The organism is Photobacterium damselae subsp. damselae (assembly GCF_038086725.1).
Taxonomy (GTDB): domain Bacteria; phylum Pseudomonadota; class Gammaproteobacteria; order Enterobacterales; family Vibrionaceae; genus Photobacterium; species Photobacterium damselae.
The window spans coordinates 1,040,780-1,063,275 of sequence record NZ_CP146971.1 but is presented as its reverse complement, the minus strand read 5'-3'; the positions used below and the strand labels follow the sequence as shown (position 1 = coordinate 1,063,275).

The 22,496-nt window shown below is 40.5% G+C and carries 16 protein-coding genes; 12 read left to right on the top strand and 4 right to left on the bottom strand.

The features are described 5' to 3' along the window. The first annotated feature begins 287 nt into the window (after nucleotides 1–287). The 5 genes from WAX86_RS19385 to WAX86_RS19365 all read left to right on the top strand — a co-directional run bounded on the left by WAX86_RS19385 (nucleotide 288) and on the right by WAX86_RS19365 (nucleotide 6,308). Entirely contained in the window at nucleotides 288–605 is a 318-nt protein-coding gene (locus WAX86_RS19385; protein ID WP_065171142.1) for a PTS fructose transporter subunit IIB, read from the top strand. Nucleotides 606–628: 23 nt separating this feature from the next. Next, on the top strand, nucleotides 629–3,130 hold the full coding sequence (gene ptsP, locus WAX86_RS19380; RefSeq protein ID WP_341489528.1) for a phosphoenolpyruvate--protein phosphotransferase: 2,502 nt from the start codon (nucleotides 629–631) through the stop codon (nucleotides 3,128–3,130). Between the two features lie 506 nt (nucleotides 3,131–3,636). After that, nucleotides 3,637–3,900 carry a hypothetical protein gene (locus tag WAX86_RS19375; RefSeq protein ID WP_341489527.1) on the top strand — a complete coding sequence of 88 codons (264 nt, stop codon included), beginning with the start codon at nucleotides 3,637–3,639 and terminating at the stop codon, nucleotides 3,898–3,900. Next, nucleotides 3,897–5,126 carry an ImmA/IrrE family metallo-endopeptidase gene (locus WAX86_RS19370; RefSeq protein WP_341489526.1) on the top strand — a complete coding sequence of 410 codons (1,230 nt, stop codon included), beginning with the start codon at nucleotides 3,897–3,899 and terminating at the stop codon, nucleotides 5,124–5,126. The genes WAX86_RS19375 and WAX86_RS19370 overlap by 4 nt, the downstream gene beginning before the upstream one ends. 12 nt (nucleotides 5,127–5,138) lie before the next feature. After that, on the top strand, nucleotides 5,139–6,308 hold the full coding sequence (locus tag WAX86_RS19365; RefSeq protein ID WP_341489525.1) for a beta family protein: 1,170 nt from the start codon (nucleotides 5,139–5,141) through the stop codon (nucleotides 6,306–6,308). 146 nt (nucleotides 6,309–6,454) lie between these two features. Here the strand turns inward: WAX86_RS19365 and WAX86_RS19360 are convergent, their stop codons facing one another. Beyond that, nucleotides 6,455–6,622, bottom strand: coding sequence for a hypothetical protein (locus WAX86_RS19360; protein WP_341489524.1), 168 nt, complete (start codon nucleotides 6,620–6,622; stop codon nucleotides 6,455–6,457). Nucleotides 6,623–7,391: 769 nt separating this feature from the next. Here WAX86_RS19360 and WAX86_RS19355 point away from each other — a divergent pair. Continuing rightward, the gene (locus WAX86_RS19355) at nucleotides 7,392–8,360 is read left to right on the top strand and encodes an Abi family protein (protein ID WP_106141641.1); all 969 of its coding nucleotides are present in this window, start codon (nucleotides 7,392–7,394) and stop codon (nucleotides 8,358–8,360) included. A 176-nt stretch (nucleotides 8,361–8,536) separates the two neighbouring features. Further along, nucleotides 8,537–8,866 (top strand): DsrE family protein, encoded by a 330-nt coding sequence (locus WAX86_RS19350; protein ID WP_341489523.1) that lies wholly within the window; start codon nucleotides 8,537–8,539, stop codon nucleotides 8,864–8,866. A 59-nt stretch (nucleotides 8,867–8,925) separates the two neighbouring features. On the opposite strand, the gene WAX86_RS19345 is transcribed toward WAX86_RS19350, so the two are convergent. Both WAX86_RS19345 and WAX86_RS19340 read right to left on the bottom strand, forming a co-directional pair. Then, the gene (locus tag WAX86_RS19345; RefSeq protein ID WP_086368316.1) at nucleotides 8,926–10,323 is read right to left on the bottom strand and encodes a cytochrome-c peroxidase; all 1,398 of its coding nucleotides are present in this window, start codon (nucleotides 10,321–10,323) and stop codon (nucleotides 8,926–8,928) included. 372 nt (nucleotides 10,324–10,695) lie between these two features. Next, entirely contained in the window at nucleotides 10,696–11,460 is a 765-nt protein-coding gene (locus WAX86_RS19340) for a TerC family protein (RefSeq protein WP_068947279.1), read from the bottom strand. A 627-nt stretch (nucleotides 11,461–12,087) separates the two neighbouring features. On the opposite strand from WAX86_RS19340, the gene WAX86_RS19335 reads away from it, so the two are divergent. The 3 genes from WAX86_RS19335 (at nucleotide 12,088) to WAX86_RS19325 (ending at nucleotide 18,880) form a co-directional block, all read left to right on the top strand. After that, the gene (locus WAX86_RS19335) at nucleotides 12,088–13,419 is read left to right on the top strand and encodes a DUF3943 domain-containing protein (protein WP_341489522.1); all 1,332 of its coding nucleotides are present in this window, start codon (nucleotides 12,088–12,090) and stop codon (nucleotides 13,417–13,419) included. A gap of 120 nt (nucleotides 13,420–13,539) precedes the next feature. Then, entirely contained in the window at nucleotides 13,540–14,667 is a 1,128-nt protein-coding gene (gene mltC, locus WAX86_RS19330) for a membrane-bound lytic murein transglycosylase MltC (RefSeq protein WP_154140870.1), read from the top strand. 274 nt (nucleotides 14,668–14,941) lie between these two features. Further along, nucleotides 14,942–18,880, top strand: coding sequence for an AsmA family protein (locus WAX86_RS19325; protein ID WP_341489521.1), 3,939 nt, complete (start codon nucleotides 14,942–14,944; stop codon nucleotides 18,878–18,880). Nucleotides 18,881–19,001: 121 nt separating this feature from the next. Here WAX86_RS19325 and WAX86_RS19320 read toward each other — a convergent pair whose 3' ends face one another. After that, on the bottom strand, nucleotides 19,002–19,439 hold the full coding sequence (locus tag WAX86_RS19320; RefSeq protein ID WP_036765895.1) for a bifunctional diaminohydroxyphosphoribosylaminopyrimidine deaminase/5-amino-6-(5-phosphoribosylamino)uracil reductase RibD: 438 nt from the start codon (nucleotides 19,437–19,439) through the stop codon (nucleotides 19,002–19,004). Nucleotides 19,440–19,705: 266 nt separating this feature from the next. Between WAX86_RS19320 and WAX86_RS19315 the strand changes: the two genes are divergently transcribed. Both WAX86_RS19315 and WAX86_RS19310 read left to right on the top strand, forming a co-directional pair. Next, the gene (locus tag WAX86_RS19315; RefSeq protein ID WP_237030286.1) at nucleotides 19,706–21,046 is read left to right on the top strand and encodes a peptidoglycan DD-metalloendopeptidase family protein; all 1,341 of its coding nucleotides are present in this window, start codon (nucleotides 19,706–19,708) and stop codon (nucleotides 21,044–21,046) included. A gap of 343 nt (nucleotides 21,047–21,389) precedes the next feature. After that, entirely contained in the window at nucleotides 21,390–22,448 is a 1,059-nt protein-coding gene (locus WAX86_RS19310) for a succinylglutamate desuccinylase/aspartoacylase family protein (protein WP_068968850.1), read from the top strand. Nucleotides 22,449–22,496 lie beyond the last annotated feature (48 nt).

Sequence of the window (22,496 nt, the reverse complement as noted above, 5' to 3'; positions counted from 1 at the left end):
CAGCAAATACATACCCAAGTAACGTTAGTTAAGATACTTGGGTATCAAGCATTACACTGTTTTCTATTCATGCGTCAAAAGTCCTAATCATTACCTAAAATCCAGTAACTCTTTAATAAACAAAGCTCTATTTTACCGCTATACGTTTCTGGGATCATAATCACGGTTAGATATTATGGTTACAAAAATGCTATAAAAGAGTCCTTTCTCTTCTATTTTATCCGGTCTGTTCTTTCTATATTGAGTCTATCGAAACAAGGACTACTAATAACAACAGGAGACTCACAATGAGAGTTGTCGCTATCACCGCTTGCCCTACTGGAATTGCACACACCTACATGGCAGCCGACAAGCTCACAGAGACAGCAAAAAAGCTAGGTATTACGATAAAAGTGGAAACCCAAGGAGCAATGGGTATCGAAAACCGCCTTACTGAGCAGGATGTAGAACGCGCAGATATCGTCATACTGGCCGCTGATATTAATATTGAACAGAGCGACCGCTTTGCCAATCGACGCTGTCTTGAAGTCTCCATCGAAGAAGCACTTAAGCACCCTCGTCGTGTTTTATCTCAATGCCAACAGTTGTTGTTAGCTCATCATTAATAGTTAAGTAAGGCAGTATAACTATGAGTCACCCAATTCAATCATTTCAATTTCAATGTCCACTACCAAATGGTATTCATGCTCGTCCAGCAACGCATTTAGAAAAGCAGTGCCAGCAATTTGAATGTCAAATCACCCTAACCAATTTAAGAACACAACAGAGCGGCGATGCTAAAAGTGTGCTTTCGTTAGTGGGCACTGATACCTTACTTAACGATCTGTGTGAAATGCGTTTTGAGGGCGTTGATAGTGAACAAGCTTGCGCAGCACTACAACACTATATTGAGCAAGAGTTCCCCCATTGTGATGAAGCATTAGAAACTCTAGCAGATGAGAGCGACATTATTTTGCCTCAGTCTTTGACGCGCTTAAATCCAACATTGATTTCCGGTAAACGCCTAGCAACGGGTATTGCTCAAGGTCAACTGATTGCGTTTAGCCAAATAGAGCCAGAACACTTTGCAACCGAGCACAAAGACGAACAAGAAGAGACTCGCTTTACAACAGCCCACCAGCAAGTTTGCCATGCTCTTAGCCAAAAAATCGCAAATGCGACAGCACAAGAAAAAGAGATCATTGAATCTCACCTCGCTATCGTTAACGATTCAGCCTTTGTCGCTGGTATTAAACAACATCTGGCTGATCACTCTACAGCTAATGCGATTTTAGCCGAAGTTGAACGAGTCTCTGCTCAGCTACGAAATGCATCGAGCAGCTATTTACGTGAACGAGTATTGGATATTAAAGATGTGGCAATTCAGCTTCTTACTGCTGCGTACCCAGAAAAAAATCTGATTACAGAATTTACTCTCAATAAGCCAAGTGTGGTTATTGCGAACGATCTAACGCCGAGCCAGTTTCTTGGTTTAGACCGCAAACATCTGCAAGGTTTAGTCTTAACCCATGCTGGTAGCACATCTCACACCGTAATTTTGGCGCGTGCTTTTGGTATCCCAACTCTATCTGGTATTGAACTGAGCGATTGTACTAAAGCGCTTAATCAAACGGTTTATCTTGATGCAAACCTGGGTGTATTGGCGGTTGATGCCACACCACAAGTTGCACAATACTTCCATCGTGCAATCAAACTCGCTCAAACTCAGCAGGAAAAACAAAACGGTTTTGCTCAACAAAAAGCCACTACACAAGATGGTCATTGCATTGAAGTGGCAGCCAACATCGCATGCTCTATTGAAGCAGAAGGTGCCTTTAATCAAGGTGCTGAAGGTATCGGCCTATTTAGAACTGAAATGCTATTTATGGATCGCAGCCAAGCACCGGATGAAGAAGAGCAGTTTAACCACTATCGCCAAGTGCTAGAAGCTGCTAACGGTAAACCTGTGATCATCCGTACTATGGATATTGGCGGTGATAAACCTATCGATTATCTGCAATTGCCAGAAGAACATAACCCGTTCTTAGGTTACCGCGCGGTTCGTATCTATCCACAATTTTTAACGCTATTCCATACTCAGCTCAAAGCGATTTTGCGTGCTGCTCAATATGGTAAAGCAAAAATGATGATCCCAATGATTCAAAGTATTGAAGAGATCCGTTGGGTAAAACAGCAACTGGAAGTGGTTAAAGCAGAACTCTCTTCACAAGCAGTGAGTTACTCAGAACATCTTGAGCTAGGTATCATGGTAGAGATCCCTGCGGTTGCCTTTATCGTGGATCAGTTCTGTCAAGAAGTCGATTTCTTCAGCATCGGCTCAAACGATATGACCCAGTATTTGTTAGCGGTCGATCGTGATAATGCGCAAGTGGCTAAACTCTACAACAGCCTAGCGCCATCGTTCTTACGCATGCTAAATCAAGTGGTCACTACAGCTCATCAACACAACAAATGGGTTGGTTTATGTGGTGAATTGGGTGCCGATGCTAAGGTTCTACCATTGCTAGTTGGTGCGGGTCTAGATGAAATCAGTATGGGCGCACCTAAGATTGCAGCGACTAAATCAACGCTTGCAACACTGGATTTTGCCCATTGCCAGCAGCTTTTTGCCGATGCGTGTCAGTGCAGCACTATCTCTGATGTTGAGCAGTTATTAAACCAAGCAAGCAGTGCTCAACCAGGTAAAGCTTTGCTATCACAAGATTGTGTCTTTAAGCACGCTGATTTTTCTAGCAAAGAAGAAGTGATTCAAGCTCTTGTGGGTAACTTGGGTGTTCAAGGTCGCTGTGATAATGCTTATAAGCTAGAAGAAGACGTATGGGCTCGTGAGGCGGTGTTCTCAACAGGTCTAGGCCATGGTTTTGCGATTCCACATACCAAATCAGAAAATATTCGTCATTCCAGTATCAGTATTGCGCATCTAGAAACACCGATTGATTGGCAGTCAGATTCGGGTGATGTCGACTTTGTGATTATGCTGACGCTTAATAAAGACCAAGGCGATCAACACATGCGAATTTTCTCAAGCCTTGCACGTAAACTGATTCACCAAAGCTTCCGCGACATGCTCCGTGATGCAGATAATGAAGCCGAAGTGATTCGAATTCTTGAGCAGGAGCTTGCGCTGTAAAGTTACATCTTTGTCCGTCGTATGGTAGGTACTACCATTTGTTTTAGCAGTATCGCTCCTGAGTGATCGTGCATTAAAACCTCCCTCTGTTCCCCCAACAGAGGGATTTTTTATTTTTGGGCAGGGGGAAGTAAAAGGAGGATTTAAACTATTAATAGAAAACCGTCACTGTGGACGGTTTTGAGGGATTAATACTTGGTGATCACACATCGTATTCTATATTTTGTGACGCATTTTTGGACAATTTCGCATTACGAATCGAAACAACACCAAACCCATTTGCATGAGAATATGTATGGCAAAACTCTATCTCATTGAGCAATTTTGATGAACCACTACACCTTTGATCTAAAAACTTAGTGAATAGTTTCATCCGTTGGGTTGATTTTTAAGCAATAGTCTCCATATGTTTTATGTGGTTATTACTGTGGTCGTTCTCATTTTGGGAACTTTATTGACTTAATTTAACTTCACATATAGGATAATTCCCAAATGGAGAACCTTTAATGCAATTGATTGGTAAACATCACCTCGCCACCGTATTAGGGATTGATGAAGACACTGATTTATGGGTTTCGGCGTGGGTCACTGAAGTCAGTCATGCTACTTGGAAAGAGCCTAACGCCATTATGGAGGCATTTCCCAGAGCCATACCTGTCGATCAGGCAGTATTTCTTTTTCCTGTTTGTGGCAAAGAGTTTCCTAGAATAAAGCTGAAAATTAAGTTTGGTTTGGATAAAGCAATGATTAGTGAAGTTATACAACAATGAGTACTCAATTAGTTCTGAGAATTATTAGGACAGAAGAGCAATATCATCAATATCTTAATGAAGTCGACGGTTTGTTTGACCAAAAGTTGGATCCTGGTTCAGAGGAAGCTGAACGCTTTGAATTGCTGACTTTACTCATTGAACAGTATGAGAAAAGTCACTATCCAGTGACTCCCGTTGAGCCTATCAATGCAATTAAATTTCGGATGGAAGAAAAGGGGCTTAAACAAATCGATTTAGCTCCATACTTTGGAACAAAAAGTAGAGTGTCTGAAGTTTTGTCAGGCAAAAGACCTCTGACAGTGTCAATGATTAAGTCGTTGTCCATAGGTCTAGGTATTGCACCACAAACTCTTTTGGGAATGGAGTCAGAGTCTGAGTTTACAGAAAGAGCCAGTAAACAAGAGATTAACTGGGCAAAGTTTCCAATTAAAGAGATGACCTCAAGAGGTTGGATTCAAGATACGACCTCAAAAACAAAATCTGAAATCGTAGGGCATGTAAAAGCTTTCATTCAGCAACTAGGCGGGACGACTGCATCTGCTGCATTTAAAAGAACTCTTACAGGTGATGCTTATTCGCCTTCGACTCAATACAAGTTGTACGCTTGGGTGAGTCGGGTGATACAAAAAGCCAGAGAGAAGAATGATATACCTTCATATGATCCTACAGTAATCGATAAAGAGTTTTTGAAGGGTTTGGCGCAGTTAAGTTGGTCGGAGTTTGGCCCTAAATTAGCGGTTGAGTATCTTGAGAAACATGGAATATGTGTAGTCATTGAACCTGCTTTGAAAGGAACTTCTGTGGATGGCGCTGCTTTAAAAGATCTAGATGGGCGGCCCATTGTAGCTCTGTCGCTGAGGTTGGATAGACTCGATAACTTCTGGTTCACTTTGCTTCATGAGGTTGTTCATGTATGGAAGCATATCGAACTAGACCAAACGTTTGTCGATGACCTCGAACATGGTTCAGATACAACAGATAAATACGAAGCGGAAGCTAACCGTATAGCAAGAGATACTTTAATTCCTCGTGCTGTTTGGAAACGTAGCCAAGCTTACTTGAACCCAAACAGCAAGAATATAGAAGAACTATCTAGAACTCTTAGAATTCACCCTTCAATAATCGCTGGCAGATTAAGAAGGGAAACGGGTAAATACAACCAGTTTACTAACTTGGTTGGTCAAGGGGAGGTTCGCAAACACTTTCCCAACAAAATTTGGTAAGTGAGGTAAGTTATGATTCCTAAATATGTCCCAATTAGTCGAGCTAAAAGCGGAGAGTTTGAAGCTTATAGACAACTTGATAAAAGCGTAAAAAAATCTATTTTGCCGATTTTCGAACTCCCACCCATGACAGAGGACATGTTAAGTAGGAAGAAATATGCCTCAGTAAGTAACCCATATGAAATTTATGTTCAAGCTATCGCCAGTGAGATAAAAGATGTTGCACCAGATGGCGCAATAGGGATAGACATAAACAGTTGGGCATCTAATGCCACTGTTGAGTCTGGTGAGCATGTTTTGGGGTTTTTTAGTAGTTGTTTAACTCATTTGGGCTGCGATGTTATTCCCGTAGTGGGCTATGACAGATGGGAAGATGATGAATACGCCACGATTTTGAAGCAGTTATCCAAAACTACAAACCGCTTTTTTATTCGCTTGGATAATGATGCTTTTGGCGATATGCAAGAAGAAGATTACTTTCTTGAAGTGTTCGAGGATATAGTCTCGACACTAGATATTGATACGTTTAGATCATCTGTTGTATTTGATTGCGGGGATGTTTCTGTTGCCAAGTCTTCAATCGTAGCTATTCAGGACAATATCATGCTAGCTTTGAAGCTTCTTGAAGGGTACACGTTTAAGTTCATGTCTATGGCTGGATGTTCAATAGCTGGAGATATAAATGGTATGGTTGATACTATTAACTCTCAAGCTCCAGTTATTCGCAAGGAAGTTAAAGCTTGGAAAAGCATAAAAGCGTTTAACCCCAACCTTAACTTGGTATTTGGTGATTATGGTATAAGTAACCCAACAGTGAGTGTCGATATGGCTCCATATGCAAATGGAAAAATAAGATACACAATTTCAGACAGCTATTGGGTCGTGAGAGGCTATCCAAGAAATCAGGGTGAAAAAGGTGCACAGATGCATGATTTATGTAGGAGACTGATAGCATCTGGTCATTATATGGATGCCTCTTTTAGTTGGGGAGATCGTATGATTAGTATCTGTGCTAATGAGGCGTGTGTAGATGGCAAAAAAGAACCATTTAAAGGAAGTACAACGCAGTGGGTCAGTATAGATACTACCCACCATATGACATATGTTGTTGAAGAAGTTAAAGAGTTTGAGTTGAGTCTATCTTCTACGAAAAAAATGGAGATGGTTACAGTTCGAAAGTAACGAGTTAGCTTACTAATTACCTAGGTATGCGCTCTTACTAAAAGCTTAAATAGCAAAGTAGTAGGCCACAAACTCAGAATATGTCTACGTTGCTATAACAACTCCATCCAAGTAGTGTTTGCTCTCAAGTAGACCCGCAAGAGTGGTTATTGAAAAAATAGCCACTCTTCAACCTCTTCGTCAGGCTTTCTATCATTAAGCTCACGTAGTTTACTAACAAAACTACTCCAAATCTCAAGCGGGGGTTTATTCCCATCGTAGAACTTCTTACCATTAACAAAGGCATTGAATCGTTGTTGTACAAGGCTCAGCATGTCTTGAACAAGGTTTTCTGAAGGGCTGGTATCTGCACTAATTTACTTGTGGTGATAGGCTCTGAAATAGCATTAGCAGCTCCTTAGGAGGGGCGAGTAAGCTGCTCGATGGTCATCGTTTTGGGTCGAGCGGTGTGTTCGAAAAAAGCGTAAGAGAAAATAAGTAAAACGGTGTTAAAGCTGACCACCTATCTAATTGTTGAAACACACAATGGTGCACTTCTGAGGTTCGAAGCATCAACTGTGAATGTGCTCACCACACGGATCTATCATTTACTTAAGTTCAAATTGACCGTCTCTATTTTTACATAGTTCTTTGACTATCAACATGAGTTAATTAGAGGTGTGTAGAATGATCGTTATAGATACTCGATCTCAACTTACCGAGAATAAAACACCCAATACAGTAAAACCGCAAATTAAAACTCTTATAGAGGTAGCCGAATTGGGCTGTATAGAGCATTTAAGTTGAAAGATATTTGACGGATTCGCTTAGAGCTTGAAGAACACTTATTTTAATTGACGCTATTTAATTAATTTTGACTCATGCTTAGCTCAGAAGTACAACTAAATACATTAGTTTAGAAATGAAGATACATTGAGAATTTCAGAAAACTGTGAGACATAAAGCATATTAGGTTTCAGATACAAAAAAACCCGCTTTAGGCGGGCTTTTTTGTTAAAATCGTTGCAACTTAGTTCGCAGGGGCTGTCTTTCGAGAGCTAGCCTGAAAATAAATCTAAGTGCTTACCCCAAAATAGTACGAGAATGACCGGCATAATGCAAGTTCAAGACTACCAATATTTAAAGCAGGATCTTTCACTACCCCGTTTATCTAGTTATCAACACTTCTTTAAACCAGAAAGTCCAATAGAGCTGTATGGTCATTATTGTTGGAATGAGGCTATATCTGCTGCTTTTTTTCGTTTAATCGGTATTGTTGAGATCACTTTAAGAAACAAATTACACTCTGCGTTAAGTCAGCATTACTACAATTCCAGTTCAATAGGCTCTAAAGAGAGTAATGACTGGTACAAATCATTAGAGCTAAATCTACGCTCTGAAGAAAATATTCTAAAAATAACCCACAGCAGAAAGAAAGGAAAATGGCAACCAAAGCATCCTCCGCTCAGTCATGATGATGTCATATCACGATTAACATATGGTTTCTGGCCTAAAGTTCTCGATATCAAGAAAGATAAAACGAATAAACCGGTACCATGGGGACAGATTATTCCTAACGTCATACCTTATCATCGACAGAAAGGTGATAGTTACTGGAAGAAAGTAAAACATCAAGACACGCTCTATGCTCGACTAGAAATGGTTGGATCACTAAGGAACCGTATTGCTCATTTTGAACCAATCTGGAAACAAGGAGCTCTCTTTGAAGAAACAAGAGAACGTCAAAATAAAACCCCAAAAAAGCTAGAAAACGCGCCAACCACTAATAGTGAGGCGTTAGAAAGGCTCAGACTCATTCATGAACGTATCCAAGAATTACTAGGTTGGCTGTCATCATCACGTTTAAAAAACTATCAAAATAGTTATACGTTTCGTCAACTAAACTGGTTGCTCAGTGCTCCTGGAAAAGCAACATATCTAGATCTACAAGATCAAAGTCAGCTAAGTAAAACCGAATTTAAACGAAATATGACAAGCATTATTTCAAAACAAAAGACGGTTGCCATTACCCAAAAGAATGATGTTGTGGGGATATTTTATCCATTAAGATAAATTTAACTCACTTTTATCCCAAGCAGCTTAATCCCATTAGATTATATCTGTATTAGTTTTGCTAAGACTAACCACTCCATATCCAATAACTCATTTTGCTCTTAGTGATCTTCACACCAGTTCGTTTCACAATAAGTCTCGATGACACTTCGTCACCGCAGCAAAGGAATTCGAACATGAAAGCCATCTTCCATGTTGATCAAATTGAGCGCTTAGATCTTGCCCTTAATAACATCATTCATGTATTAGAAATTGAACCTAAAATGGAGATAGAGCTGCTTGCTCACGGCAACGCAGTGCAAGGATTTTTAGTAGAAGGGAATACAAATTTAAGCACAATCGAAACCCTGTCTCATCAAGGTGTGACCTTTGCGCTTTGTCACCACTCCCTTGATAAGTTTCAGCTATCTCAAGAGCAATTAAGTACAGTTGTCACCGTTGTACCAGCGGGAGCCTATGAGCTAATTAAAAAGCAAACGGAAGGATTTAGTTATATTAAGCCTTAAACAAAAAATCCAAGTACATCTCTGCACTTGGATTTTTATTAACGATAAAGGTAATAACGTTACTGAACCAGCTTACCGTTATACTCACCCGTTAATGTTTTTAAGTAAGCAACAATCTCTTTCGTCTCTTGAGGTTGTAGCGTTACACCAACTTGATACAGTGCCATTTTATTTACCGCATCATCCAACGTTTTAGCATTGGCATCATGGAAGTATGGCGCTGTTTGAGCTACGTTACGCAACGTTGGTACTTTAAAACGGTGTAAATCATTCGGATCATTAGTCACACCAATACGACCTTTGTCAGCGTCTGTTAATGGAGTGCCTCGATCGGCAAAGTAATCTTTCTTCACACCGAGAATTTCAAATGTCTGTCCACCCATTGCTTCACCAGCGTGACAGGTTTGACACTTGTACTTATTAAATAACTTGTAGCCTGCAATTTCTTCTGCATTTAACGCTGATTTATCACCACGCATGTACTTATCAAAGCGGCTGTTTGGTGTCACTAAGGTTTTCTCAAATTCAGCGATAGCATCTGTAATGGTTTCTTCAGTAATACCTTGCTTATACAGCGCATCAAATTGTGCTTTCAGAACAGGATCCTTATCCAACTTAGTAATAATTTGATTCCAAGACGTTGATGCCATCTCTTTCGGGTTTAGAGGTGGACCACCAGCTTGCGCTTGTAAATCAAAGGCACGACCATCCCAGAACTGGTGAATATTAAATACCGCATTAAATACAGTAGGCGCGTTAATTGGGCCTTTCGCACCACCCACACCAGTAGACGTATTTAATCTATCAACACCACCACGGTTAAGATCATGACAGGTCGCACAAGAAACGGTGTTATCAGAAGATAGGCGAGTATCGTGATACAGTTCATCACCGAGCTTCACTTTAGCTTGGTTAACTTTAAAGGTTGTTGTGATTGGTTGAACAGCAGCATATTTGAATTCTGCGGTTACCCCTGTATTGGCATGTTGCTCAGCGCGCTGCTGGCGAACCCAATCGAGTAGAGTGTTCTTCTCATCATCTGATAGGTCAGAACGCCAGTGCATGGTTAGATACAGTTTAGGAGGCATTGAACCGTCTTCAAGAACCGATTCAAGTTTAGCAAGATCTACGTCTGAAATGGGTTTACCCTGCTGCATGTTTTCTAACATACCAGAGATATTAAACTGACGTTGAGCGTTACGTACATCTCGCTCCATTAGCTGCTTCGCAATCGGCAAATTAGCATAAAATGGCATTTCGCTGTTTTTGGTGTGACAGTATTCACAGCCATTTTCAGCAAATACATTGAAGGCTTTTGACGACAGCGCGTTCATATGAGATAGGGTCGCATTTTGCTCTTTCTGTTCACTTAGGTTTTGATCAAAGTGGTCAACGGCATATACGGTGGCAAGATATCCTATAATGCCAGCACCAACTGCATATTTAATTAATTTCACAACAACTTCCTATTTAGAATATTTATTTGTGTGCAAAATAAATTTCCAAATAAAAATGTTCAAAACGAAAAAAACGGACACTGTAATAGAAAGATTCGATAAAACAAATTAGAAACAAAAAATAATCAATATAAACATAAAGATAAGAAAACATGTTTCTAACATGTAAAATTTAGCTTAAATTTTAATCGCCACAATACTTGTTCTAAATCAATTTAAAAATATACAAAAAAACAGCAATTTCAAGCAAAAAATATTAAGTAAAGTATCAATATAAATACTCAACACGATAATATAAATGAGAGAGCACCAGATAAACACAAAGGCAGAGATCGTAATCTCTGCCTTTGCATTTTAGAAAATTAAGACAAATTATCGAGCCTTAATAGCCCACCCCATTGGTTGAGGCTGAATAGATTTAATCACTTTACTGCGTTTTTTCTTAAGTAGGATATGACACATTTCCATAGTTAAGCCAAACGCCATAGCAAAGTATACGTAACCTTTGTTGATGTGGATAGCAAAGCCTTCTGCCATTAATAATCCACCGAGTAGTACTAGAAACAACAAAGCTAGAGTTTTAAATCCAGGATAACGCGTAACATAGGTATTAATTTTCTCAGCACACAGCATCATCACAACTGCGGCAGCTAAAATCGCAGCAACCATCAATGGAATTTCATCGGTCATACCAACAGCGGTAATAACAGAGTCCATTGAGAACACAGCATCTACAGCAACAATCTGTAGCAGAACCAAAGTAATACCAGCACGAACTGTACTCGCATTATGTTCTTCGTTATGAGTTAACCACATCCATAGCTCTTTTAAGCTTTTCGCTAATAGGAAAGCACCACCACCGATCATAATAAGATCTCGGCCAGTAAATACCGTCTCAGCTATGGTTAATAATGGTTCAGTGAGTGACATAACCCAACTGATAGAGAAAACCAATACAATACGAGCAGCTACCGCTAAAGTAATACCAAGATTACGGGCCATCTTTTGCTGATGAACAGGTAAGCGTTCGCAAAGTACCGATATAAATACAATATTATCAACACCTAATACGACTTCTAACGTAAATAGGGTTGCTAAGATCATCCAGGATTCTGGTTGTAAGAAAAGTTCTAGCATTGTGCAGTCTCCTTAGATAAGGAGCTTAGAGTTAACAAGCAACTCGAGGGGTCGTCCATAGTAAGTATATTTACCTCATCAATTTCGATGGCGCTAGTTGACCATGAGAGGATTATCCACTCAACAGGGAAGTTGTAACTAAGTATTTCATCATCACTACATTTCTATATATCCATAGAAAAAACCAATTACAGCAATTGTTGATTTTATCTTTACCTATTTGTTATATAAGGCTATTTTGTATTCAGAATAGGTTAATGCAATTGTATTGCCATTGATCAATTCGACATAACTTGCGCTGTACACCAAATAAGATAGTCAAATATCTTTAAGTATTGAGCATAACTAAGATAGGCTAAATTTCTTCCCTACCACTCAAGAGATTTATTTACGTAGATCTCCTGTCCGTTGATATACGTAACTATCGCGACTGGCCCTTAAGTTATCTTGAGGGCTTTTCTTTATTTAATAACCCACCTTTCCGATACTTAAGTAACTTCTATATTTGCTTACAAAAATTCGATTAATCCAAGCACTTGTCTAACATAGTAATAGGGTAAGCTAACACTTAATAAGCTCAACTCGTTAGTAAACAAAGAATTATTTATCGATATGACAGGAGCCTCAGTGACAAAAAAACATTCAAGTCTGGCACTCTGTATTTGTAGTACCTTAGCGTTTTCTCCCTCATTAAGTTATGCCTCTTCTACGGTCAGTAATTCACAGTGGGAGAACAATTCTTCACTGCCTTATAACGCTTCAAATCCTTATGAAATTGCCCTATTTTCTGCTCATAACGGTGAAGATAAAGCAAGACTTTGGTCACAAACTCAATCTATTATTGGTTACGGTTTAGGTGTTGCTGGCTTTTTAGCTTTGCTGCCTAGTGACTTTACTAATTGGGATAAAAGTGACGATCGATTACTTGAAAAATGGTATGACAATGTTACTGAAGGCCCAGTTTGGGACCGAGATGTTTGGTATATCAATTATATTGGTCACCCATACTTTGGTGGCGTTTACTATCAAGTAGCCAGAAAATCTGGGTATCGTCAGTGGGATTCATTTCTTTATTCAGCACTCATGTCGACGGTGTATTGGGAATACGGTGTTGAAGCCTTTGCCGAAGTACCATCAATTCAAGATTTGGTCGTCACCCCTGTTTTAGGTTGGGTTTACGGTGAGTGGGCCTTCCAGCAAGAACGTCACATTAGAGCTTCTGGCGGTAAAGTTCTGGGATCGCAAACTCTAGGTGATACCGCTCTATTTTTGTTAGATCCAGTCGATAGTATTGGCCGAGGTATCAATCAACTAACCGGACGCAACTTGGTCAAAGCGGGCACTGGCTATATCTCATATAATCAGCAACAACATCGCAACGGCAAAACCGATAATCAAATTGCACTTAACGTTAGCTATCAGCTCAATGATCCAAACCAAAGAAGTGATCGCCATTACCGCGAGCGAGGTTATACCCAATTAACCAACGATCCTGTGACCTACGGTATTGTAGGTATCACCGCTGGAGCCAGTTACCTTAATTTAGATCCCAAATGGGAGTTACAGAACGATTGGGCACCAACGATGTCATTGGGTTTGTATTTTACTAAGCAGTTTTCATCACGTTTAAACTACACCCGCGCCGATCTCAAAAGTACGACCACTCAACAAACCAATACCTATGAGAGCTACAACCTTGATATTCAATATTACTTTAACCCTCATGGGCAATTACGACCTTATTTATCGGCGGGGATTGGCGAGAGTTTAAAAGATCAAGATAGAGATATTAAAAGCTTCCAATATGTTGGTGGCGCAGGTTTACACTATAAATTCCACCCAAACTGGGCTTTACAACTGGACTGGCGTCATCACTATGGTACTAAGTACTCAACCAATGATGATTTATTCACCGGGCAAATAGTTTATCGCTTTGGACAAGGTGAACGCGAACTATAACAACGCGGGAGTTCACAGAAGTAAACTAATCATTTTACTCAGCTTGCTATTTCCCTTTGTTTTCATGACAATTTGTTCCTTAATCATTGCTTTAATTTCTTGTGCTAAATAAGGAACATCATGAAACACCTTTGGTTTGTTGTCGCCAGCTCAATGGCTTTAACCGCTTGTGCCCCGTCAGATCTCGATGTTTATGGTCCGGCGGAGCCATCAAAACCACCGGTTGTTATTCCTCCGCCTCCACCAACAACCAATACCAATGCACAAGAACAAGCCTTTAAGAAACTGCTCGCTTACTTAAATGAGCAAGTTAAAAAGCAATGGGGTGATGATGAATTTTTACAAGCCGGTAAACACCGTTATGTAAAATATCTTGATGGGTATCGAACTCGAGCTCATATTGATTTTGATACAGGTAAAATTTACGTTTCAACAGTGTCTAAATACGCACCTCAAGAGACATTAAAAGAAGCGATTGTTTCAACTTTGCTGATGCCAGCTGATCCTGCTCAAGTTGATCTGTTTAGCGATAAAACCATCCCTCTTAATGGCAAGCCTTTCTTACTGGGTCAGGTAAAAGATCATGATGGCCAAGATATTCAATGGGAGTGGCGCGCTAACCGTTTTGCCGATTACTTAATTGAGAACAAACTTCAATCAAAACCCTTTAAATACGGCACCGCTTATTATGTCCAAATAGATATGGTAGGCGATCACCTTGAACAACGTGAATATCAATATGCTGATTTAATCAAACGCGCATCAAAGCAGTACGGTATTGATGAAGATTTAATTTATGCCATTGTCAAAACCGAAAGTAGCTTTAACCCTTTTGCCGTAAGTCATGCAGGTGCTTATGGTTTGATGCAGGTGATCCCAAAAACCGCAGGAGCTGATGTCTTTAATTTGGTAAAGAATAAGCCAGGGATCCCAACGAAAGAATATCTGTTTGATCCAGCTAATAATATCGATACAGGTACAGCATACTTCTATATTCTAAAAAACCGTTATTTGAAGAATGTTCAACACCCAACGACCAAACACTACACGATGATCTCGGCTTATAACGGGGGCACCGGTGGTGTATTGGCAACCTTTGATCCTGATCGAGATCGCGCGATGAATCAAATCAACCAACTCAATCCAGATCAAGTCTACTGGGCTCTTACCAATAAGCATCCAAAAGAAGAGGCGCGTCGATATTTACAAAAAGTGCTTCATTTCCAAAAAGAGTTCAATAACCAATAAGTCTTCCCGCTAAAGTCTGCAACTCTTACTGATGCGTTAATGGTAACGTTAGCGCATCACACCCCATCTTTTTTATTACTTAGTCCAAAGTAGATAACCAATATTTTCTCACAGACCTTTACATCGATTTAACTATTCACCGATGTAATATCATTATCAACTATGCCAAAATGCTCTTCTATACCAACTTGGATATACCGAATATAAACTTATTGCTAAACATGGTAGAGTTAGCAATAAAACACCATACAATAATCTGAAGTTTAGCCGACTTATGACAAAAAAAGATTCTGCAGTAGCTCAAGAGCACTCAACGACACCTGAACCATCAGGCACGAAACTAAAAATGAAAAAAATTGCGAAATGGGTAGGACTCAGCGTATTGACCCCTGTGGCAATTGGTATTGGTGTTCTGAGCTATGGGGTAACGCTGGATCTCACCCCTCATAAACAGGAAATCAGCCAATGGTTAACGAAAAATTTAGCCAGAGAAACCAAAATTGAGGGGGATATTGCCTTAACTCTCTCCTTTTCTCCTGAAATCGATATCAATAAGTTAACGATTGGAAATACCGAAGCGATGAAGTGGCAACCTATGCTCTCTTCGGGCCACGCTTCAGCAAAAGTATCACTGCTACCACTGTTACGAAATACACTAGAGATAGACTATCTCAAGCTCGATAATACACATGTCGAACTCAATCGTGATTATCAAGGTAAGCCTAATTGGGTGTTTAATTCATCACCAAAGGTTACGACTTCAGACGATAAAACCAGTAAGCCTTTAACGCTTAAAATAACAGATACCATTACGGCTAAAGATGTATCTGTCTCTTATTTAGATCAGCAATCAGGACAATATTTTTCTGCGGCAGTTGAGCAACTGTCTCTGACCAAACCCGATAAATGGTTATTAAAAGCACAAGGCTTTGTTCAAGGCCAGAGCTATGATTTTTCATTGACCGGTGATTTAGAATCAATCATTAATCATCAACAAGGTCACTTGATTGCTACTGGCGAGTTTATTGGCGCTCAACTTAATATTGATGCTGATATCCAGCCATGGCAAACAGGTGTAACCCATGCCAATATTGATCTCGACTGGCATGATACGGCTCCGATAAAAAGCTTTTTAGACTTGGATATTGGTCCTGCTGCACCATTAAAAATCACAACAAAATTAAGTGCTTCTCATGAAGGTATCGGCTTAACTAAATTAAAAATCGACAGTCCGGTTACCCAAGCATCAGGGCATTTAGTTTTTGCTCTTGCGAAAAAAGGACAACCACTTAACTATATTGATGGCAAACTCGATATTCCGATTATCGATCTTCGTCCTTGGCTGCAACCAGAACAACCCCAACCAATGATGATGAGTTACGCTGCTGCGCCACCTCAACAATCGCCATTGCAGCGAGCACTGGATCAATGGTTAGTTAAAACCCAAACTCATCTCGCGCTACAAGTCGGGGAAATTAAAGGCCTCGGTACTCCTGTTCATTCCATTGCTTTAACCGTCGAAGGTAAGCAAGGAAAGCTAACTGCACCTATGCAGGCAAATATTGCAGATGTTGCTTTTACTGGTAGCGCCAATATTGATGCAACAACGGGATTATCCAAAGTGGCGATTTCGTTAGGAGCAAAAGACTCTCAGTTAGGTGAGATGGCTGGGTGGATATCAGGTATTCCTAACGCAACAGGCCATGTTAATTTGGCCGAGCTGAATGTCGATACTCAAGGGACTAAATTACAAGAGTGGATCGATAACAGTAAGTTAGCACTAACTATTGATAAGGCTCAATTAGATTGGGGGGCAAAGGCAGATTTTGCAATTGACCGTGCAAAACTAAACGCAGGAATGAACATACCTTTCAGCTCTCATATTTCAGGGCAAATGATGGGAATTCCTGCCAAAATTGAAGCCTCTGCAGGTAGTCTAAGCGATATTATTAACCAAAGAGATTGGCAGACAGATTTTCAATTTATTAGCCCTGCTATTACGCTAAAGGCAAAGGGACAATTAGTTGGTACGCAATGGCAACAAGGAAGCTGGTTTGATTTAGACATAAACAGTAAAGATGCTAGTAAACTCAGTCCATGGCTCGGTACGAAATCAACGATGCATGGTCCAATTCAATTAAAAGGCAGGCTCACCTATAAGCAAGATTGGGTTACATTAAAGGCTTCAAATATCAATTTGCTTCGAAGTCAGGGAAACATTGATCTTAAGTGGAAACCCACAGGTGATATGTTTGTGGGCCTAAACAGCCATTTTTCGCGCTTAGATCTCTCCCAACTAAGTCAATTTATCGATGGCGATCGCTTACCTCATGTGGAGCAAACGGTGCCAACACAGGGGGTAAACCTTGATGTACCAATTTTAGCTCACGGTTTGGTCGTCAAAAATGCAGATGTCAGCGTAAATGTCGATACAATGAAATGGTCTAAACAACAGCTGCATCAGCTCAGTTTTACCGGAAAAATGCTCGATGGCATCATGCCCGCAGCACCTTTTTCAGCCAACTACTTAGGCAGCCAATATCGTGGCGATATCGCGCTGAAAATCAATCAAAATAAAATTGCTTCAACGTTAAATCTGTCGGTCGATAAGCCCAATGTTGGAGCAATTTTAAATCAGTTTAATATTAGTAATGATTTTGACTTCTCTCTTCGCCGAGCTCAGTTACATTTAGCTTTATCGGGCCGTTCCATGATTGAGTTTATGGAGCAAGCGAATATCAATGCGCAACTCATCGGTGGGCATCTTGGCGTAAAACAACAATACACAGGTAAAGCCTTTAATATTGAACTCGATAAAGGGCAATTTATCACCGGGCCTAATACTGAAACGTCACTGTCTCTAGTCGGTCAGGCCGCGCAAGACCCGGTAAATATCACGCTCAATTCGGTTTCATTAAAACAAGCCAACGATGGCAGAAAAACCATCCCATTATCACTAATCGCAAACATTGGTGATATTAAACTTAATGCCCGTTCTCAAGTGAAAATGCCGCTCAATATGCAAAAGCTGAATCTTGCCGTTGAAGCAACCACCCCAAATTTAAACCGTTTTAATAAATTTACGGGGGTTGAGCTACCACCTTATGGGCCAATAAAAGTTGCTGGACAGTTGACCTCCGATCCTAACGGCTATCACTTAAATAATATGCTTTTACAAGTAGGTAGTAGCGAACTCACAGGAAAAGGCGATCTGCTGCTAACGCATAAACCACAACGCATTCGACCATGGATCAATTTAGATTTGTCGGCACCGTTTATTCAACTTAATGATTTTAAAGTAAAAGGTTGGCATGCATGGCAGCAAGAATCCTCAGCAAGTAAAGACCCTCAAGCATCTAAACCCGTTGCTTTGATGAGTCCTGATGGATTGAAAAAGTTTGATGCCAACTTCGGCCTAAATGTTGGCGAGGTACGTTCTGGTAATGACTGGCTGGGCGCGGGAGAACTGGATTGGACACTAAACAACGGCTTACTGACGGTTAATCCTCTTCATATCAAACTGCCTGGCGGTGAAATTGACCTTTCAGGTTCGGTAAAAGCGGTAGGAGATAAATTTGATATTGGTTTGAAAGGTAAAGTCGAAAACTTTGACTATGGCATCTTAGCTCGTCGTATTGACCCAAAAACTACCATGCATGGTTTATTAAGTACTGAATTTAACCTTCATAGTTTGGCAAATACACCAGAATCACTAATGAATAACGCTTCAGGATTCCTTGGATTTGCAGTTTGGCCAAAGGCGTTTCAAGCCAACGTAGTAGACTTATGGGCGGTCAGTCTTGCTGATGCGGTACTGCCAAGTTTAACCAAGCACGATCCTTCCGTTATCAACTGTGTCGCTGGTGGCTTTAATATTAATCACGGTACGATGAAGCAGAGAGATCTGTTGCTCGATACAACTCGTATTCAAGTTCACGGCACTTTTGATGCCAATTTCAAGCAACGTGATTTTTCCATGTATTTGAGTCCGAAAGCAAAACGTGCGCAAATATTTGGTTTACAAACACCGGTTGAGGTTACGGGCAATTTTAACGACTTTAATCTGAATATCCCATTGTCGGCAATATTGGAAACTTCAGTACGTTTTACAACAAGCCCTGTTATTGCGCCTCTAAGTTGGCTATTTGAAAAACCGATCGCACCGAATGCAAGTGGTGAATGTCAGCGAATTTGGCAAGGATTACCACAATAGCAAGAACACCATAACCAGAATCTGATGGTTCTCCAAGCCAAATGCCCAGTGATTATCCGACTCAATATCGGAACACTGGGCATTTTGCTATCAGAGGTTTAAAGTTCAGCGAAAATACGTGTTACGACTGACCTAAATACGGAGAAATAAAAGCACTAACCTCATCTTCTCCGACACCAATTCTTACATCAACACCGGCATCAATTAGCACCTTAATTCCTTTACCATTATTGCGCGGATCCGGATCAAGTGTTGCAACAACAACTCGCTTGATACCGCGTTCAACTAAAGTATGAGCACAAGAAGGAGTACGACCGACAAATGAGCAGGGTTCCAAAGTGACATAAGCGGTAACATCCGCTAGAGAGTCAGTGTAATTTGCAAGGGCCATCGCTTCAGCATGATGACAACCCGGCTTTTGCGTAAATCCTTCGCTCACTATTTTCCCATCTTTAACCAATACACACCCCACTGGAGGATTTGGTCGACAATCGGGTAAAGCTTGCTTTGATAATGCGAGTGCTTGTTGCATAAATTCAATATCAGCACTTTGACTCATAGTCTCTTTCTCTCTTAATTATTGATGAGATAGTTCATTCATAAGTGTGTACTCACTACGGTGTTTGTATCTATTTTTATTCACTTTTGCCTAGTCACACTCTGCTTTATCTCTATTTTTTCAAATAAACCACACATTCTCTGAAGCTATTCATTTAATGTTCATGATAAATGTGGTTTTATAGCACCTTAACTAATAAAGCGTATATCGTGCGTTTAAAACATCGCTCAATTAATAAATAAAAACGAAGAGTTACTATCCATTTTATGTCTATATTTCAAACTTCGGTATTACAACGACTGAGTAATACCAAATTTCTAAGCATTGCCGGACTCTCATTAGTCACGGTTGCTGTTGTGATTTCACTTAATACTAACACGACACCATCAACTGCGACCAAAAGCATTGAATTACCCCAAAAAGCAGCAGCACCTCAAGTTGTTGTCGACACATTAAAACCCGAAACCATTATCAAAACCGTCCCTCTGCCACCGCAATTTGAATACACCATTAAAAAAGGCGATACCTTAAGTGGCGTATTTTCCAAACTGAATGTCTCTCGTGAAGATATGCAAAAGGTGATGGAATCAGATTTAGACAGCTTAAAAATTGATACCTTAAAACCAGGAGATACCCTGCGCTTTTGGTTAGATGAGAATAACCATAAACTGACTAAATTTGAATTACAGCAAACACCTGCGCAAAAGTTTGATTATGTTCGAACACCAAGTGGCGATTTTGAGTATCAAGAGACTACACTTCCTGGCCAGTGGAAATCAGCGGTTGCTAGCGGCACGATTCATGGAAGTTTTTCAGTATCGGCACAAAAAGCGGGCTTGGACTACAGTGAAGTTCTTGAAATTACGAACCTATTAAAAGATAAGCTTAACTTTGCGCGAGATCTACGTGCAGGAGATACCTTTGAAGTGGTTCACGAACGCCAATTTATTGATGGAAAACCAACCGGGCAACACGAAGTTCGAGCCATTCGTATCCACAATAAAGGCAAGATAATTTCAGCTTATTTATATACCGATGGTAACTACTACGATGAAGATGGTAATAGTTTGCAACGCGCATTCTTACGTTATCCATCAGCGAAACAGTGGCGTATTAGTTCAAACTTCAATCCAAATCGTAAGCATCCAGTAACGGGTCGTCGTCAGCCTCATAACGGAGTGGATTTTGCCGCGCCTCGTGGTACACCGGTTCTCGCAACTGGTGATGGCGTTGTTGTGCTGACAACTAATCACCCTTATGCAGGTCGCTATATCGTGATTCAACACGGTACAAACTACAAAACACGCTACTTGCACAATACTAAGATTTTGGTGAAAAAAGGCCAGCGAGTTCATCGCGGTCAAAAAATTGCGCTATCAGGAAGTACAGGTCGAGTTACCGGTCCACATATCCATTATGAGTTCTTGATTCGAAATAAGCCGGTCAACCCAATGACAGCCAATATACCAATGGCTACATCGGTACCAGGCAAAGAGAAGAAAGTCTTTGAGCAGATGGTGGCACAATATAATCAGATGATGAAAGATCCTATGTCTGCAGAGACCATTCAATTGGCCCGCATTAAGCCTAAAAATAAAGACAGTTAAATCTGCTGTAATATAATAAAAGCAAAGCTATCAATACGATTTGGTATTTGATAGCTTTGCCTCTTGCTATGTATTTTTTACGTATGACCTAATCTTCATATCGTTATCTTGCCCATCGTTCAAATCATTCCCGCTAAACATTCCCACTAAATCCAGCACAAAAAATCATTTGGAACATAGGTACCAACCTCTTTAGATACAATTAGAAACAAAACATCCATCATAAGTTAGTAATATGTGATCGTTCCTACTTTTCTATTCACAAAAATCTGCTTATTCTGCTGCCAATTTCCATATCAATCACAGGGATAAGTGGCTTATAACATAAGCACGACGACAACATATGGTAGCAAAACATATATCTTCACCTTTTGAGTTTGCCAATATCAGCATCACGGCAGGTACCCGAGCCAATTGCGAACTGGAAATTGCTCGACTCTATACACATTCTCCGCTTTCGGTCTCTGTTGACATTCTGCATGGCAAACATCCGGGCCCCGTGCTTTTAGTTAATGCCGCAATTCATGGCGATGAACTTAATGGCGTCGAAGTTGTACGCCAAGTTATTGATAAAATCGATCTCAATAAACTACATGGAACTGTCATTGCCGTTCCTGTGGTTAATGTGTTCGGTTTTATTCATAAATCTCGTTATCTGCCTGACCGACGCGATCTCAACCGCTGTTTCCCAGGTTCTGAACGTGGTTCCATTGCAGGACGAATGGCTTACCAATATTTTAGTCAAGTGGTTCGTCGAGCAACTCATGTCGTTGATCTGCATACCGCAGCCATTCATCGCACGAATCTGCCTCAAATTCGCGCTAATCTTGATAATGAAGCGGCACAAGCGATGGCTGTTGCATTTGGCTCTCCTGTTGTAGTGGATGCTTCTTTGCGTGATGGTTCACTACGCGCTGCCGCAGAAGCTTATGATATTCCAGTTATTACTTTTGAAGCGGGTGAAGCTCTGCGTTTTGATCCCCATGCCATCGGATCTGGTGTACAAGGCACGCTTAATGTTATGAAGCATTTAGGTATGTTAAGAAGCAGTCGCAGTAAAAAAGAACATTCTCCTATGGTTCCCAAAGCAACACGTTGGGTTCGAGCCGATTCTGACGGTCTATTACGCTCTCATGTTGCACTGGGCGAAAAAGTGGAAAAGAACCAAATTATCGCCTCAATTAATGACCCATCAGGAGCCAGTGAAATATCCGTTATCGCACCACAAGGGGGAATTGTGATTGGCCAACAGACCCTGCCACTGGTTAATGAAGGCGACGCTATTTTCCATATTGCTTTCTTTGATGAACCTGATAGCTTAGTCGAAGAGCAAGTAGAGTCGTATCTTGATGATGCCATTGAGATTCTCGACGACGATTTAAAATATGGCATGACGCTATAACTTATAGCCACGCCTCTTTCAGAGCAGCTAAATCATAAGCTGCTCTTC

Coding starts and splice junctions, on each gene's coding strand:
- WAX86_RS19385 (WP_065171142.1), top strand. CDS start 288: ATGAGAGTTGTCGCTATCACCGCTTGCCCTACTGGAATTGCACACACC.
- ptsP (WP_341489528.1), top strand. CDS start 629: ATGAGTCACCCAATTCAATCATTTCAATTTCAATGTCCACTACCAAAT.
- WAX86_RS19375 (WP_341489527.1), top strand. CDS start 3,637: ATGCAATTGATTGGTAAACATCACCTCGCCACCGTATTAGGGATTGAT.
- WAX86_RS19370 (WP_341489526.1), top strand. CDS start 3,897: ATGAGTACTCAATTAGTTCTGAGAATTATTAGGACAGAAGAGCAATAT.
- WAX86_RS19365 (WP_341489525.1), top strand. CDS start 5,139: ATGATTCCTAAATATGTCCCAATTAGTCGAGCTAAAAGCGGAGAGTTT.
- WAX86_RS19360 (WP_341489524.1), bottom strand. CDS start 6,622: ATGCTGAGCCTTGTACAACAACGATTCAATGCCTTTGTTAATGGTAAG.
- WAX86_RS19355 (WP_106141641.1), top strand. CDS start 7,392: ATGACCGGCATAATGCAAGTTCAAGACTACCAATATTTAAAGCAGGAT.
- WAX86_RS19350 (WP_341489523.1), top strand. CDS start 8,537: ATGAAAGCCATCTTCCATGTTGATCAAATTGAGCGCTTAGATCTTGCC.
- WAX86_RS19340 (WP_068947279.1), bottom strand. CDS start 11,460: ATGCTAGAACTTTTCTTACAACCAGAATCCTGGATGATCTTAGCAACC.
- mltC (WP_154140870.1), top strand. CDS start 13,540: ATGAAACACCTTTGGTTTGTTGTCGCCAGCTCAATGGCTTTAACCGCT.
- WAX86_RS19325 (WP_341489521.1), top strand. CDS start 14,942: ATGACAAAAAAAGATTCTGCAGTAGCTCAAGAGCACTCAACGACACCT.
- WAX86_RS19320 (WP_036765895.1), bottom strand. CDS start 19,439: ATGAGTCAAAGTGCTGATATTGAATTTATGCAACAAGCACTCGCATTA.
- WAX86_RS19315 (WP_237030286.1), top strand. CDS start 19,706: ATGTCTATATTTCAAACTTCGGTATTACAACGACTGAGTAATACCAAA.
- WAX86_RS19310 (WP_068968850.1), top strand. CDS start 21,390: ATGGTAGCAAAACATATATCTTCACCTTTTGAGTTTGCCAATATCAGC.